Origin of the sequence: Virgibacillus oceani (assembly GCF_041521345.1) — a bacterium.
GTDB lineage: Bacteria > Bacillota > Bacilli > Bacillales > Amphibacillaceae > Virgibacillus_N > Virgibacillus_N oceani_A.
The window spans coordinates 1-16,133 of record NZ_JBGOHB010000032.1; the positions used below are offsets into that span (position 1 = coordinate 1).

Sequence of the window (16,133 nt, forward strand, 5' to 3'; positions counted from 1 at the left end):
GAAAGGGCTCTCACGCACCAAGGAGTTTCGACCTTCCTCATCCAGCCGTAGCATCAGTATCGCCAACCAATAACTATTTTCATTCTCCGTGGTGTATAGCTTTTTTGTGATACATGGTTGACTGCGGTGGGAATGAAATCGGAGCTTCCTGCCTTCATAAATATTATCGGGGAGTGCCTGGGACTGCGCTAAATGCTCGCCCCACCGAAAGCATTGGGACTACGGTACAGTGGTTCCTCGTCCCACCGAAATGCCTGTCACTCCCCGAATTGTGTCGAAAAATAGGTGCAGAGCAAATGTAAATGCTGCTCCTGATAAATCCCTTTACTTCAAGCCCTACCACAATGGGGTTGTGGTTCTTTGCGTATCCGCTGTTGTTCACCAAAAATTTGCCGAAGTCTGTCCAAGTGTTTATCCGATTTATCAATGATGTGTTCCAGCATCCCGATAACCGTCTAAACATTTTTCATTTCATTGCCTCATTTTTGAAAAAAGTAAAGCAATGTTCTATTTATATATCAATCACGGTTACTGTTTATTTCCTCATCATAACAGTTCATATATAATTCCCAATTTTAAAGCATAAACTTTGTCATATATGGTAAAAGACAATCTTTATTTCCCGGGAAATATCGACAATAAAGTTGCGGAGGGGATATAAGTCCGGATCTGTATTCGATTAAAACGAAACTGATGGAAGTATAACGTCTCATGGGATCCTATCAATTTATTGACAAAATAGATGAAAATAAAGTTGGTTTGACAGGGAAGGGCAAAGAGTCACGTTATTTGGAGCGGTAATAAAGCACGCTTTTTGTTATTCCTTTCGAAGAGGCTTCCTTTAAATAGAATTTACCCCGATGGATGAATTGGGGGTGGTGATCAATATTGAATGATAAGATCCATAGAGTAACCTTGTTGATATGGAAAAACCATTTGGGTCTTTATATTTCTTATGATTTATTGGTTTTTATCTATTAAGAATAGAAGCGGCATTGGCCCTTTCTTGTTCTGTAATCACATAACTTGTATGAACGGGAAGGAGAGGGCGGGAATCTATAGCACATGTCATATAGATCCCCAAAAAATATTCCATAACTCTAATCCTCTCAAAGTCCCGCTCCTAAACTCACAAACACGCAATACACAACGCTACAGCGCGATTTAAATCCTCCTGAGACCAGCTTGGCCCTTTCTTTTGCTCGATTGCCAGCTCATGGGAAGCAGGGATGTGAATAAAACCGGCCGGGAGGGACAATTGATTTTTCCGAATATAATACAGCGCGTGATACATTACATTGTTGCACAAGTAAGTTCCTGCCGTGTTTGATATCTCTGCGGGTAATCCAGCTTCGGTCAAGTATTTTACCATTTGATCAATAGGGAGTGTCGTGAAAATTCCATCTTTGCCGTCGGCGAAAATCTTTTCCCCGTTTGGCTTCCATCCTGTATTATCCGCGGGGCCGTCATTACAGTTGATGGCAATCCTCTCCGGTGTCATCTTATGCCGGCCGCCAGCCAATCCGAGGGAAATGATGGCATCCGGCTTTATCTTTTCCACCGTTGCCAAAAGCTGCTCGCCGCTTTTGGCAAAATCAACTGTCAAAATTTCTCCATGAACTTCAAAATCATTGATGACCTTCCCGGATAAACTTTTGACAACCTCCCTTGTCGGGTTGATCGGATAATCTAAAAAGGGTTCAAACCCCGTTAATAATAATTTCTTCATTCGTTTCCACCTCTTTTTATTTTCAGCGGACGCGCTCGTTTGATGTTTACATTATTTTCTTCATATGTTTTCCGGATAGCCTGGACATCTTTATTAATCCAATCAACCGCACCTAAATCAAACAGCTGCTGCCCTTCTTTGCATATTTCCAATGTCTCCCCGTACACGGTCTCATCGGCCGCCTCGGATATTAATTCGGCGCTCACCCAGTCAGGGAAACGCTCAATCCCATTTGTTGATGCCGGATGTGCTTTTGCATTCCATTGATAAAAAATAAATTCCTCTACCAGTTCAATCGGGAATAGTTCCGGCATAAACTGATGGCCATATTTCTTGTATCTGTCCAGCCAGTATTGGTTTAGTTCATGAATTTTTGTTCTGCTGACCTTTGCCTGGATGGACGCTGTGATCTTATTTAATATATCCGTATGCTGCGGATATTTTTCCGCATCTAGCTGACGGGCTATGCCGTACAGCATGGCACTTGGAATCCAGAAGGACATGTTAAATCTCGGCGGAATATGGTACCCGGCAAAAGGCTGTGTCCATTCATGGCTTGGGATGCCGTGATTATCAATGAGGATGTCCGGCGCCCACCGGTCCATGATTTTAGGAAGCACATTTGCTTCACCAAACACAGTGTCTTTGTATCTCACATGAGAGAATTCCAGTCCCACCGCATTATACCTTGCCGCATGAAGCTTCCACTCCGGATTATCCACTGCCATTTGCTGCTGTAGTGCGGTTCCATCCGGATTGGCGCGTGGGATCACCACGAGATTCAGATGTTTTAAAATTTCCGGATGTTCCTTATCCAAATCATCCAGCATCTCCATCACACCCGGTGTACTGGAAACTTCATTCGCATGATGGCCTGTTTCAATAAGCACTGTCGGCTTATGCACCGAGAGCTTGATGGCGGAATAAAAATCTTCCTTTATATCTTGAAAAAGCTCATAAACAAAGATTGGTCTGCCACGGTAGGAATAATCTGCCAACCATGGACGTATCTGTGCTGATTCCGGTCTTGGAAGATCATCCGGCAAAGGTACAAAACCGTTTTCCTTATGTTTATCGAGCGCGACCTTTTGCGGCGTTCCATCAACAAAGCATTCCGCCCATAACGGGTGCCTGTGTCCATATTGGAAACCGAGTCTTTTCGTCACAATATCCGGTCTTTCACGTTCTCCCCATTGATAAACCGTTATTTCTGCGCTTGGCTTCCCACCGGGTGTCACTTTCATAAAAGGATAGACTCCGCCCGGCGTGATATATGCTTTGCCCGCCGCTTCTTCCCCTTTCACATGAAAATAATCCAGTGTATTAAAATAGATATCCTCATGCAGGGCTTCCAGTGAAGAAATACGTTCTTCGGCAACAGGAATTTTCATTTCTTCTTCACTCATGCTTGCCTTGATTTCAATACGGTCAAATAAAGGCTTTAATGTACAGCTCGTATCATCGGATTCATCCGATTTCTCCCAGAGTTTTGGCAGAATTTCTTCCGTGTAATACAAATAAAAACGTTCTCGGTCTGTTTGAATGATGGATGTTTCCAGGACTTCTCCATGCTGCTCAACGTATAAATAGCTGGTAGTCGGATAGCTGTATGTATTTTTTTCCACATAAGGCACCTTGGATACAGGAATGGAAATGGTAGCCTCCAATAAAGCCTCTCCATTACGGTTATTCGCGATTAATCGGTATGTAGCATCCAATTCTCCGGTTAGTTCAAATTGAACTTTGGAGGCATCGATATTTAATTGTTGCGCGATGATTTCATCGATCGGGTACATTTCCTGAATCCAGCGAATAGGCAGCTCCAGTCCGTCATCCCTTTTTTCTTCTAAACAATAAATAGTAACAGCGTCAATATCACCGTCCAATGCAGTTAGACGGGGTAATATTTCTTCGGTTACCCAAAAATATCCTGGTTTAAATGCAGATCTTACACGCACTTCACTTTGAGGAAACATTTTCTGGATTTTTTCACGGGTATGATCCCTGATCTCTTTGGAATCAGATAAATAAACGGTCATACGGCTTGGTTCAGCTTGATTCACTTTTCCTTCCAATTGCTGAATAAGCCTATCCAGTTCCGCAACTTCTCCTTCATCGCTCCAGGTGAGATGAAATAATTCTTTTTCCTCATTGGCAGCGGTATGAAAGGACCGCTCCCACGAACCGAAATGACCTTGGAAATGCCAATTTTTTTCTCGGAAAAAATAAGAAATTGCATTTTCCAAGGCATCATTATTCCCTGTAAAATAAACGCCATTATCTATTAATGCTATGGCTGCTTCTTCATCTTTGTTTGCTTCAAAATGAAGTGTGAAAGGATGTACTGATAGATTTCCTGTCATTGGAAAAGCAAGCGCTGTCGATTCCATGCCGACTCTTGCTGCGCCGTAACAAATTTCTGTCCAGGCCAGTTCCGACAAGCCTTCCGTCGTATGAAAAGTAATCGCTTGCTGATTATGCGGACTCGGTTCCTGTCCGTGTAGGAATCCGGTATCCTGCCAAACCTCTGTCAAACTGTCTACTTGGTAATTTATATCTGAAGGAGCAGGAGCTTGATCCAACGGCCATTTTTCATCATGGATAACAATGGCATCACCGTCCAATAAAACTTTGGAGACAGGAGCATCTTTTTGCATGAAATTCCTATGCCATTTGCCCGCTAAAAAACGAAGCAATGCAGATAAGCTTTCCGGGTCTTCGTAAAAAACCGTGATTTCATTAGGTGTCTGGCATTCCATGGCCGTTTGTTCGTCACTTTGCACAAAGGCCAGTTTATGCGTATAACGGCTATTTTCAAGAAAAAATTCAAAGGAAAGACTGGTTGTTTCAAAGCCTAACCGGGCACAAAAATCAATAAGCCCCGGAACAACTACATGCTTATCGAACTTGATCCAAAGATTTACCTGATCAGCCACACCGTCATGATTCTGATCTTCCACAAATCCGCCGATTTCCCACATATTTCTTAAGTCATTCATATCCTCACCTGCTTACCATTGTTTTGCGGAATAATGTAACCGAAAAAATCGGATGACATGGATAAACCGCATGAATTCAACACTTGGATTTCATGCGGTTTGATTCTACTATAATATTAAACCAATTCTAGCTTCGTCTCTAGCTTTTTATCCTGAATTAATTTTCCAAGTAAACATCTTTCAGCATTAAATATTGGGTTGGCAGCTGCTCTAAACCTTTTACCTCATCTCGTACACCAAGCAGATATTCGGTGTAATGAAGATAAATATTTGGTGAAAGATCCACAAGTTTTTCCTGAAGTTCCTGGTAAACGTCATGCCGCTCTTCTTCATCAAAGGTCTGGCGGCCCTCTTCCAATAAACTGTCTACCTCATCATCTTCTAGGAAAGTCCGGTTTCCGGGTGTCCCGACATTTTGCGAATGGTACAACGGGTATAATGCATAATCTGTATCACCTGTACCTGTTACCCAGCCGAGCACATACATTTCATGATCGCCATTTGCAGTTGCTTCCAGGTAGGCACCCCATTCGAGTACTTCAATGTCAACCTCAATGCCGATCTCTGCCAGTTGCGCTTGTACATTTGTAGCTGAATCAATACGCTCTCTATCATCGTTCGTCATGATGGTTGTTTCAAAACCGTCTTCATATCCTGCCTCAGCCAACAGTTCTCTTGCTCTGTCCACATCATAATCAAGTCCAGTAGCATTTTCATCATAGCCAAGCACACCTGGAGGAATAGGACCTGCAGCAGGTACGGCATATCCATCATAAATGCCTTCAATAATATTTTCTTTATTGACGGCCATGGAAATGGCTTGGCGGACAAGCTGGTCATCAAACGGCTCTTTATTGATATTGAATCCGATATACGCCAGGCTCACACTGTCTTGCTGCTGTACACTTGCTTCCTCATGTGCATCAACTTGCTCTACATCGGACGGACTGAGCGGATTCGTTATATGAGAATCCCCGGTTTGCAGTTCTGCCACCCGTGTCAAGTCTTCACTAGTCACTTTAAAAGTCACAGAATCAAGTTTAGCAGGTTCCTCCCAATAGTCATCATTTCTCGTTAAACGGACAAAATCTCCCGGAACCCATTCATCAAATTGGAAATATCCGGTTCCAATGGGATTCTCATTAATTTTTGAACCAGGTTCTGCCCCATTTTCCATCGCTTCATAATCCTCATCAATTAAATCCGGTGCAACCATCCCGCTGACAGGGTGCGCCAGATGGGCAGGGAGTGATGCAAATGGATATTCTGTAGTAAAGCGGATCGTATAGTCATCCACGACTTCTATATCAGTGATCATTTCAAATAACGATGCTTGTGAAGATGCTACATCCGGATCCTGTATCCGTTCTATATTCATTTTCACCACATCCGCATTAAATGCTGAACCGTTGTGAAAAGTTACGCCTTCTTGAAGTTCAAATTCCCATATATTTTCTTCAATAGCTTCCCATGCTGCAGCAAGACTTGGTGTTAATTCCATATCTTGATTTTGTTTCACCAAAGTTTCAAACATATTAATCTGTACATCATAGGAAGGGATATCATTCGAGCCATTCGGATCAAGGGAGACAGCGTCTGAAGCTTTGGAAATAACCAAATCTCCGCCTTGACTCTCCTCGGTCTCATCGTTATCGTTCGCTGTGTCGCCTCCCGCGTCCTCATCAGGTTCGCTCGCACAGGCTGTAAGTATTAGCGTCAAAAATAATCCAATTGTGAAGTAAGCGATTACTTTTTTAGTCGATTTCATAGATGTTTTCTCCTTTTGTGTATGTTTTTGTAAATATGAGAATGATAGATATTATTATAATCCACTCCCTAACAAAAAACAATTGAAATTCCATTGCAAAAATTTGAAAAACGAAGCTGCGAATTGCTTTTATAAAGTGAAAGGGTCATGCTTCGAAAAGGTCTTATTTCCAGCAGTGATATAATGGTAGAAAACACGCTCAAAATGGATAACTCCTGCAATGAATGAGATAATAAAGTGAAACTTCATTCAGTGGGGGTTAGGCCTACAGGACGTAGGTCATCCAGGACGTGGCGATTTTAGTCTGCGTTTTCCCTCCCCCGTTGAATGTTAGCACCGCAAGGGTATGACCTAAAGGCCCTTGAATGATTCGGGCCGTTACTGGCTGTTGGATCTCCCACTTAAGTTTCCTTCATTCATGAAGTGGGCGCTTTCCAGCCAGTTACACTGCGATAAATACGCACGAAAACCAAGTTGATAAGGAGAAATACAAAATGAAACTAATCGCTTCAGACCTTGATGGAACATTATTGGATGAAAATGGGCTAGTCAGTGAGGAAAATGCTGCTGCAATAAAAAAAGCAATCGATCATGGCATAGAGGTTGTTATAGCTACAGGCAGAAGCTTTGGTGCTGCAAATCTTCCGCTCCGTCACGCTGGATTAAGCACGCCGATCATCTCATTGAATGGTGCGAACACGTATACAGCGGAAAAAGAATTGCTTCGGGATGTACCGATGCATGAAAGCCAAGTACAAATGGTTTATGAGGAATGCCGGAAGCATGACTTATATTTTGAAGTGTTCACGAATAAAGGTGTTTTTTCTACAAATAGGGAACATTTTTTAGGCGTTATGCTTGATATATTAAAATCGGCCAATCCGAATAAACCGGAAGAGGAACTGCGAAAGACGGCGGAATTGCGTTTTCAATATGAGAACGTGGCGTTTATCGAGAATTATGATGACATTTTTTCTAGAAAAGATATTAGTGTATATAAAATCCTTGCGTTTTCCATGGAAAAAAGCAAGCTTCATCACGTCCATAAACAATTAATAAATGAAAAAAATATGGCCATCACCTCCTCCGGGGACATAAATATAGAGTTTAATAACACAGCTGCACAAAAGGGAGTTGCGCTTGAGGAATACGCAAAAAATCTTGGTATAGAGATGAAAGATATTATGGCGATTGGCGATAATTTAAATGACGCCAGTATGCTAAAGGCAGCCGGCCGTTCTGTTGCTATGGGAAATGCCACGGATGAAATAAAAAACTTATGTGATTTTACAACGAAACAGAATACAGAAAATGGTGTAGCTTTTGCTATAGAAGAGGTATTGGCGGATTTGGGGATTAAAAAAGTTAATAGTGAAGGTCAAAGTTATAGTTAATTGGTTTATGCAAAATTAAAAGAGAATCAGCCTGATTCAACTTCTTTAGTGGGTGTCGAAGCTATGTACAGCCACTTATAAGCTTGTAAAGAAAATATCTTTACAGGCTTTTTTTACGTACGGCAAATGATTTCAACAACTTTTATCAAAAGCGAGAACTCACCCTAAAAATGAAAAAATGTAGATTTCCAAATGATTATGATCTTAGCTTCTTTCCATCAAATACATTGTGCTTAATAAACCTAAACTTTAACTCCTAATCTAAGTGTGTTATAATTTTATGAAAATGAATGAACATTCAGTCGAACTAGCCTACATAAAAAGGAGCATACCCATGACAAAGGAAAAAGTCCAAAAGATGAATAAATCTATGAAACTACCAGTTATTATGGCGCCGATGTTTCTTGTCTCCAATCCGAAAATGACGATTGAAGCATGTAAGGAAGGGATTGTGGGAACATTTCCTGCGCTCAATGCGCGCACCGGTGACATGCTAGCGGAGTGGATGGAAGAGATCACGACTGAGCTGGAACAGGCGAAAAAAGACAATCCTGATCAAAAAATGGCGCCGTGGGGAATCAATTTTATTACCCACCGCTCCAATAAACGTTATCAGGAGGACCTGAAACTGATGGAAAAATATCAGCCGCCATTGATCATTACATCTCTCGGCGACCCGAGTCCTGCGGTGGAAATTGCCAGCGAATACGGTGGCATCGTGTTTTCCGATGTAATCAATATCAAATTTGCCAAAAAAGCGATTGAAAAAGGAGCCGACGGTCTGGTGCTTGTTGCAAGCGGAGCGGGCGGCCACGGTGGTGAGCTCAATCCAGTGGCATTCGTTAATGAAGTTCGGGAATTTTTTGACGGCCCGATTGTGCTGGCCGGTGCCTTGTCGAAGGGGGAGGACATCCTGGCTGCGGAAGTCATGGGTGCAGATTTTGCCTATATGGGCTCGCGCTTTATCCCAACCCACGAAAGTGTTGCAGAGAATGATTACAAAAATATGATGGTTGATGCAAACATCGATGATATCATATACACGGACGCATTCAGCGGCATCAATGCGAACTACTTGATTCCAAGCATCACGCGCGCAGGGCTGGATCCAAATAACTTGGAGAGCAAAAAGGAAATTAATTTTGACAAAATGAACCAAACAGACGCCAAAGCATGGAAAGACATCTGGGGTGCCGGCCAGGGCGTTGGAGCACTCACGAAAATCCAATCCGTGAAAGAAGTCGTGGATGAGCTCGAAGTCGCTTATCAGAAAGCGATTGACAGGGTTGTGGCTAAAAAATAAGGAAAATGTATCCCTTCATACTTTGAGATGAAGGGATTTTTCTTCCGTTCGTTACGATTGCCATGATCCGTTCGTATCAAAAAAGCATCCAGAAGCTCGAGCCTGCCATTGTTATGCAGAAAAACTCTTGAATGTTTCGCCGCATTAAATAGTTATTTAATAGAAGGAAGAAGAAAAAAACGGTGCCGTATAACGAAAATGCAACCTTTTTATAGGAGGGCTGCATTTCTATTTTCATTCAGGAAGAAATAATTTTTCCATGAAACTTCCTGCTCCGGGGTCCGTCAAACTCACAAAAATAAACCCCCTGCCACGTGCCAAGAACGAGTTCCCCATCAGAAATCACCAACGTCTGTGCATGGCCGACCGTACTCGTTTTCAAGTGAGCGGCTGTATTTCCTTCCCCATGCCTGTCTTTTGGATGCTCCCACGGATACACCTCATCCAGTCGCATAAGCATATCTGTCTTCACATCCGGATCCGCATCTTCATTGACCGTGATGCCAGCTGTCGTGTGCAAGGAAGTGACAATGAGTATCCCGTCCTTCACACCGTTTTCCTGAATCCAATTTTCGAGCTGCGAGGTGATATCAAGCATTTCCGAATGTTTGTTAGTGCGCAGTTGAAATATTTTTTCCATGTGGTACATCCTTTCTATAATAAAGCTGATGTTGAAAATTTTATTGCAAATATCATTTGGTTTCTCAAAATCTGCCTCAGGGAATTGGTTTTTTTGCCATAGTGAATAGGTCCAAAAAGCATTTTTCCACTTTTGTATTATTTTAACCTTTTTCGTATAGTAAAATAAAGCTATACAATTTTCTAAAACATATTTAAAATTAGATGAAGAGGAGGAAAAACAAGGGAGAGAAGAAATAGAACAGCTGCCAGAAGAGGAAGCAAACCGCATTTTTCGTTTGCCAAATTCTTACTTTGAAAAAGGGGTGAAACAAGGGGGAGGCAAGAAGGAATGGAAAAAGCTGCAAAAAGGATGTTATTAAAAGATATGCCCAAGGATGATATTGCTGATGTTACTGGGCTGAATAGGGAAGAAATAGAGAAAATTGCTGACGTATTGAATAAATAGCCTGGGTTTCACTGATGTTAGCAATGGCTGATATCAGCTTTTTCATAAATTCTTACACGATATACCTATTTTAAACTAAAAGGAGATTGCTATGATATTACGCAACAGACCCAAACCAGTGACTTTGGAAAAGTATGAAAGACTCATCCCACGTCTCAGCCCCCACGTCCCCGGCGTCAGAAAAATTCATGCAGAAGCAGATAGAAGGTTGAAAGGATATGTTGGCGAGAAAAAAACGGATAATCACACGAACCTGCTTGCTTCTCAATTTTCCATTCTGTATGATATCGGCCTAAAGATTCAAGGAAAAACCGTTCAATTTGACACGCTCATTATTACCCCACATGCCATCTTTCCAATTGAAAGTAAAAATTTCAGCGGCGTAATTACCTTCGACGCCATCCTTAAACAGCTAATCCGTGATAATGGAAAGGCGGAAAAGGGCTACCGCTATCCTATTACCCAAGCAGAACTTCAAAAAATGAAGCTCCAGTTATGGCTGCAGCAGCATAATCTAGCACATATTCCTATCTATCCGCTTGTTGCCATCAGCGATCCAGCTACAGTCGTAAAAGTTATTGGAGATCAGGAATCTATTGCTAAAATGGTGTTCCATGCAGAATATATTCCGAAGCAGATTATGGACATGGAGGCACAGCTTAAGGGAGATGAATTAAATCATTATAAAATAGCTAGAATGATTCTGAGAGAGTGTGTGGAATTGGATAGAGATATTATCGCTGAACACGAGATTAGCGTTACTGACTTAAAGCCAGGGGTACAATGTCCGGCTTGCAAATATATTGGTCTGAAGCGAATGTACGGCGCGTGGTGGTGTGAGAGATGCAGGAAGAAGCATCGAAATGCACATAAGCAGGCGTTAGAAGATTATATATTATTGGTAAGGTCTTATATTACAAATGAAGAAAATAGAAAGTGGTTAAATATAAATTCACGCCACTTATCAAAGACGCTGCTACAAAAGTCAAAGCTAGTTTATAATTCATATAAAAAAAGATGGGAAAGCAGATAAACTTTATTACTCGCACCCTGGCTGAAGTTGCTCATGAGGCCGAAAAAGTAGCTCGCGCTCGACCTAAAGTAGCTCACGACCCCAGAAAAGCAGCTCGCGCTCGCCCTAAAGTTGCTCACGAACTCAGAAAAGCAGCTCGCGCTCGACCTAAAGTTGCTCACGAACCCAGAAAAGTAGCTCACGACCCCAGAAAAGTAGCTCACGCTCGACCTAAAGTTGCTCACGAACTCAGAAAAGCAGCTCGCGCTCGACCTAAAGTTGCTCACGACCCCAGAAAAGTAGCTCACGCTCGACCTAAAGTTGCTCGCGAACTCAGAAAAGTAGCTCGCGCTCGCCCTAAAGTTGCTCATGAACTCAGAAAAGCAGCTCGCGCTTGGCCTAAAGTAGCTCACGAACTCAGAAAAGTAGCTCGCGCTCGGCCTAAAGTAGCTCACGAACTCAGAAAAGTAGCTCGCGCTCGACCTAAAGTAGCTCACGACCCCAGAAAAGTAGCTCGCGCTCGGCCTAAAGTAGCTCACGACCCCAGAAAAGCAGCTCGCGCTCGCCCTAAAGTTGCTCACGAACTCAGAAAAGTAGCTCGCGCTCGACCTAAAGTTGCTCGCGAACCTAAAAAATAGCTCATATAGCCACCACTCACCCAATCAAAAGAACTCCAGCATCCGCTGAAGTTCTCACATAAACTATTATATTAATAAAATCGTTTAAATCCTTCAAAATGGCTCTTCCAATATGAATTATCCAAACTTGTCACCGTTACACCTGTTGATGACCCCGCATGAATGAACTGATTATTGCCTACGTAAATGCCCATATGCGAGATTCCTGACCGGTAAGTTCCGGAAAAGAATACGAGATCCCCGACTTGTGGTTTGTTTACATAGTAAGAACGATTATAATAACCGTCGGTAGACAAGCGGCTGATATCCATGCCTGCTTCCTTATATGCATAATAAATAAATCCGCTGCAGTCAAACCCGCTCGTTGATGTGCCGCCCCAAACGTAGCGTGTTCCTGTTAAGCTATTTGCTGTGCTGATTAGCTTGTCCACGTTATAGTCTACATCAGCAGATCCGCCACCTGAGCTGCCCGAACTGCCCCCTGAGCTTCCGGAATCACTGGAGCTGCTATTGATGTTCAGTTTTTGGCCAACGATAATCAAGTCGGAACTTAAGCTATTCCAACTTCTCAGATTTGACACGGATACCCCGTGATTGGCGGCAATTTTTGATAAATTGTCGCCTGCTTTTACGGTATAAACAGTAGCACTTCCCGTTTGCCCTGAACCGCTGGATGAACCTGAGTCCCCTGAACTACCAGAGCTGCCGTTGATTTTCAGCTTCTGATTCACTCTAATTAAGTCTGAGCTTAAGTTGTTCCAATTTTTTAGGTTGGAAACAGAAACGCCATGACTGGCAGCAATGTGTGACAATGTATCCCCGGATTTTACCGTGTATGTCGTTGAACTGCCGGAACTTCCTGATGACCCTGAGCTTCCACCCGATGAACCTGAACTGCCGGAAGAACCACTTGATCCGCTGCTTACAGCTAATTTATTTCCCGGATGAATCAAAGTGGAACTTAAATCATTCCATTTCATTAAATTAGACACGGATATATTGTGCCTTGAAGCGATGCCACTAAGTGTATCCCCGCTTTTTACTGTGTATGTAGATTGTGAATTTGATGAAGTTGAGTTGGAATTAGAGCTGGATGAACTGCTTGAACTGTTGCTTGTGCTAATAACCTGATTTGGAAAAATGGTGTCTCCGGATAAATTGTTCCAGGATTTTAAATTGGAGACAGATGTGTTATGATTTTGTGCGATGGTCCACAGGGAATCTCCGCTCTCGACTGTATAAGAAGCTGCCTCTGCTTCTTCTGCTGCAAAAATAGCCGATGCGATTGCGGCACTTGCTGTTACGGAAAAAATAATTTTCTTGTTCGCCAATTTTTATACCTCCTCATGCAGTTAAATAACAAGTATATTAACGATATGCATGCTATTTTATGAAAATTTGCATGGCTTCTGATTACCAAAATATACTAGAAAGTATTTCTATTATAGCTACTATGACAAAAAAATGATAGATAACTAGGTGTTTTGTAATGTATTTGTAATATATGTCGAACGGAAGTCGGTGTTTGTCGAGTGATTAGGATAGATGCTGTGAAAATTTGCGAGGCAAGAGAGAGGTAGCGAATTAGGGGGCATCTTGCTTTAGATGAAAAATGGTTTCAATATGTTAGTTCCAGTGAAGAGGTATTTAACTATATAAAAAATTTAACTAGTGAGATTGGAATTCTAGTCATGCAAAGCAGGGTAGCATTAAATAATACACATCGCAAATTAGATGTGGAAGCATTTCGTGCCTTTACGCTTGTAGATGAATAGCCCCATATCAAAAAATTTACCATGGTACGGTTAATAAGAAATTGGAAGAATACGTAATAAAAAACAATGGCGGACAATTTATGCAGGGAAGAAAGTGTAAAAACTTTCTTCCCTGCATAAGTGTAACTAAGGCATTCACCCAAAAGCTGGCGAATGCCAAGTTTTCTAGTAATACGGCACAGTCACGTCTAGACCATCGATTTTTTTAGGCGATGTCAAAGATAGTAAAATATTAAATACTACAGCTTATCAATTAACTGGATTAAACAGATATACTTTTGACCACTTGGAGAAAGTGATAGAAGGGGATGAAGGTTAATAAATATTTCTTTCCTTTTTAATAGTATTACTGTTATGGGCGAAGAGGCTTAACTATTTGTTCTGTCTTGGCTGACTAGTGTTCTTTTTGTTTAAAATATAAAAAAGACTATGTCCGAGCACGCGCACCTAAAAATCTTCATAATAAGGAAGTGGAAACGATGATTTATCCATATGAAAAACACAAAGGTGCAGGTCAGAGCAAACGTAATAATAAGAACTTCAGCCAAAGGCTTGCTGGAAAATTATAAAAACCCTGATCCCCTGGATGAGGTAAAAAGTGCCTGGTTAAAAGTAGTGGAAGAAAATCATGAAGGTTATAGACTCAAACCTAGATTAAATGAATGTAACAATACGCCATATTATCTATGACTTCACTTCAGCAATCCCCCCGCTCAGTTTCCAACAGTATTCGCCCCTGTTTTATGAAATAGTTTTAACAAACAAAGCACCTCTATCCCACTCACCGTCTATCCTTCATCCTAAACTGCTGAAAGATCGTGTTCCGCTTATTTCGATATACTTCCCGTCCGGCAAGAAAATTGATGATCTGAATGTTCCTTTGCACAGATAAGCCCAGATTGGTGGCAGCTGTCCCATGAGAATGCTCCAAATTGGTCAGGGTGAAAAAATGGTGCTCCCGCTCCGCTTGGTCGTTGAAAATAAGCCTGTAATCTCTTGTGACCTTATACCGCTTATCGTCTTCCCAGGCTATTTTTTTCCCAAAACGGTCATAGAACCAATCAGGAATATGGGGCTTATAACCCGTTGCCAGGATCACCTTATTTGTTTCATAGTCAAAGGAATTTTCCACCTGCCATTGCTGGCAATGAAGCACATATTTGTCCTGCTTTTTACTGAGGTGCTGAACTTCGGTATTCGGCTGGATTGTTACAGGCTGCTCTTTTTGCCCGATTGTTTTATGATACAGAGTCTCGTACAAATCTCTTAATGTATCCGGGTTAATCCCTTTTCTCAGCGTTCCCAAGGTTTCCAGCGTCTCATTCCGCTCTTTGAAGCTCAAACCATGAAAATAATCCACAAAATCAGGCGAGAAAAACTCCAGACCAAACTCTCCCTTCTCCAGCTGGAAAAGTCCGCTGGAGCGGGTGAATAACGTCAATTGAAATTCTTTATTTTCCTGCTCCTTTAACAGATCAAGGAGCACCTCAATAGCGCTCTGTCCGGACCCCACTACCGCAATTTCAGGATACTGCACCAAATTTTCCTTTTCGTACATGTAACGGCTCGAATGCAGCACATCTGATTCCGGGTTTCCTTCCATCGCATCCAGGATCAAAGGCTCACTCCCAGTTCCCATGACCACATGTTTGGCGAAATAAGAGGTTTCGCTTTGGGTGGAAGTATTTCTTACGACGACCTCATAATGCGGCTCGGAAGCTTTTTTATGATCAATCACATCCACAACTTCAAAACCGAAATGCAGTCCCTCCAGCTGCGTCGTGACCCATTGCAAATAATCATTATACTCCCGGCGCGGAATCATGGACTTACTGGAAATATAAAATTCATAAAGGCGGTTATGTTCATGTAAATAGTTGACATAGGTGAACCTGCTCGTCGGATTGGCAAAAGTGACTAGGTCTGCTAAAAAGGGGATCGTCAACACTGTCCCTTCAATTAACATGCCGGGATGCCATTCAAACTTTGCGGTTTTATCAAAAAAGACAGCATCCAGTTCCGGGGTATCATCCAGCAGTGCCGCCAATCCAAGGTTAAAAGGTCCGATGCCAATACCAATTATATCGTGCAATTTATCCGTCATTTTTCCACTTCCCTTATGTAAAGTACATTTTTGCTTAATGTACCCTTTTTTGCCGGTTAATATGCTTTGGAAAAAAGATGGAAGGGATGTGCTTGTAGCTCGAATTCGGTGCCTGAGACTGCGCTAAATGCTCGCCCCACCGAAAAGTATTTGTCACTCCCCGGTTTTGGCAACTTTTTTCGAAGAGGGATGTGTGATTTCTGTTTGTTGGTTAAAGGGAGGGGGTGAGCGGCTCGGAGATCTTTCAAATCAAATGAGTTCACTTATGTTCAAATTCAGAACAATATATAAATTCTTGTGGCATTTATATTGGAAGATCTGTAA

At 42.0% G+C, this 16,133-nt stretch carries 10 protein-coding genes; 4 read left to right on the forward strand and 6 right to left on the reverse strand.

Going from position 1 to position 16,133, the window contains the following annotated elements; translation table 11 throughout:
- Window positions 1-1,129: 1,129 nt before the first annotated feature.
- The 3 genes from ACDX78_RS18865 to ACDX78_RS18875 all read right to left on the reverse strand — a co-directional run bounded on the left by ACDX78_RS18865 (window position 1,130) and on the right by ACDX78_RS18875 (window position 6,496).
- Entirely contained in the window at window positions 1,130-1,729 is a 600-nt protein-coding gene (locus tag ACDX78_RS18865) for a pyroglutamyl-peptidase I (protein ID WP_486029788.1), read from the reverse strand.
- Window positions 1,726-4,728, reverse strand: a complete 3,003-nt coding sequence (locus ACDX78_RS18870; RefSeq protein ID WP_486029790.1) for a M14 family metallopeptidase — start codon at window positions 4,726-4,728, stop codon at window positions 1,726-1,728. Before ACDX78_RS18870 ends, ACDX78_RS18865 begins: the two co-directional genes overlap by 4 nt.
- Before the next feature lie 157 nt (window positions 4,729-4,885).
- The gene (locus ACDX78_RS18875; protein WP_486029792.1) at window positions 4,886-6,496 is read right to left on the reverse strand and encodes a glutathione ABC transporter substrate-binding protein; all 1,611 of its coding nucleotides are present in this window, start codon (window positions 6,494-6,496) and stop codon (window positions 4,886-4,888) included.
- Window positions 6,497-6,990: 494 nt separating this feature from the next.
- Between ACDX78_RS18875 and ACDX78_RS18880 the strand changes: the two genes are divergently transcribed.
- Together ACDX78_RS18880 and ACDX78_RS18885 are read left to right on the forward strand one after the other, a co-directional pair.
- Window positions 6,991-7,890 carry a Cof-type HAD-IIB family hydrolase gene (locus ACDX78_RS18880; RefSeq protein WP_486029794.1) on the forward strand — a complete coding sequence of 300 codons (900 nt, stop codon included), beginning with the start codon at window positions 6,991-6,993 and terminating at the stop codon, window positions 7,888-7,890.
- Window positions 7,891-8,224: 334 nt separating this feature from the next.
- A complete protein-coding gene (locus ACDX78_RS18885; RefSeq protein WP_486029796.1) occupies window positions 8,225-9,193 on the forward strand; it encodes an NAD(P)H-dependent flavin oxidoreductase in 969 nt (322 codons plus the stop codon).
- Between the two features lie 238 nt (window positions 9,194-9,431).
- Here ACDX78_RS18885 and ACDX78_RS18890 read toward each other — a convergent pair whose 3' ends face one another.
- On the reverse strand, window positions 9,432-9,833 hold the full coding sequence (locus ACDX78_RS18890) for a secondary thiamine-phosphate synthase enzyme YjbQ (protein WP_486029798.1): 402 nt from the start codon (window positions 9,831-9,833) through the stop codon (window positions 9,432-9,434).
- 538 nt (window positions 9,834-10,371) lie between these two features.
- Between ACDX78_RS18890 and ACDX78_RS18895 the strand changes: the two genes are divergently transcribed.
- Entirely contained in the window at window positions 10,372-11,313 is a 942-nt protein-coding gene (locus ACDX78_RS18895; RefSeq protein ID WP_486029800.1) for a nuclease-related domain-containing protein, read from the forward strand.
- 688 nt (window positions 11,314-12,001) lie between these two features.
- Here the strand turns inward: ACDX78_RS18895 and ACDX78_RS18900 are convergent.
- Window positions 12,002-13,261: a C40 family peptidase gene (locus ACDX78_RS18900; protein WP_486029802.1), complete on the reverse strand. Its 1,260-nt coding sequence runs from the start codon at window positions 13,259-13,261 to the stop codon at window positions 12,002-12,004.
- Window positions 13,262-14,197: 936 nt separating this feature from the next.
- Here ACDX78_RS18900 and ACDX78_RS18905 point away from each other — a divergent pair.
- Window positions 14,198-14,395, forward strand: coding sequence for a hypothetical protein (locus ACDX78_RS18905; protein WP_486029804.1), 198 nt, complete (start codon window positions 14,198-14,200; stop codon window positions 14,393-14,395).
- A gap of 91 nt (window positions 14,396-14,486) precedes the next feature.
- On the opposite strand, the gene ACDX78_RS18910 is transcribed toward ACDX78_RS18905, so the two are convergent.
- The gene (locus tag ACDX78_RS18910) at window positions 14,487-15,809 is read right to left on the reverse strand and encodes a lysine N(6)-hydroxylase/L-ornithine N(5)-oxygenase family protein (RefSeq protein ID WP_486029805.1); all 1,323 of its coding nucleotides are present in this window, start codon (window positions 15,807-15,809) and stop codon (window positions 14,487-14,489) included.
- Window positions 15,810-16,133 lie beyond the last annotated feature (324 nt).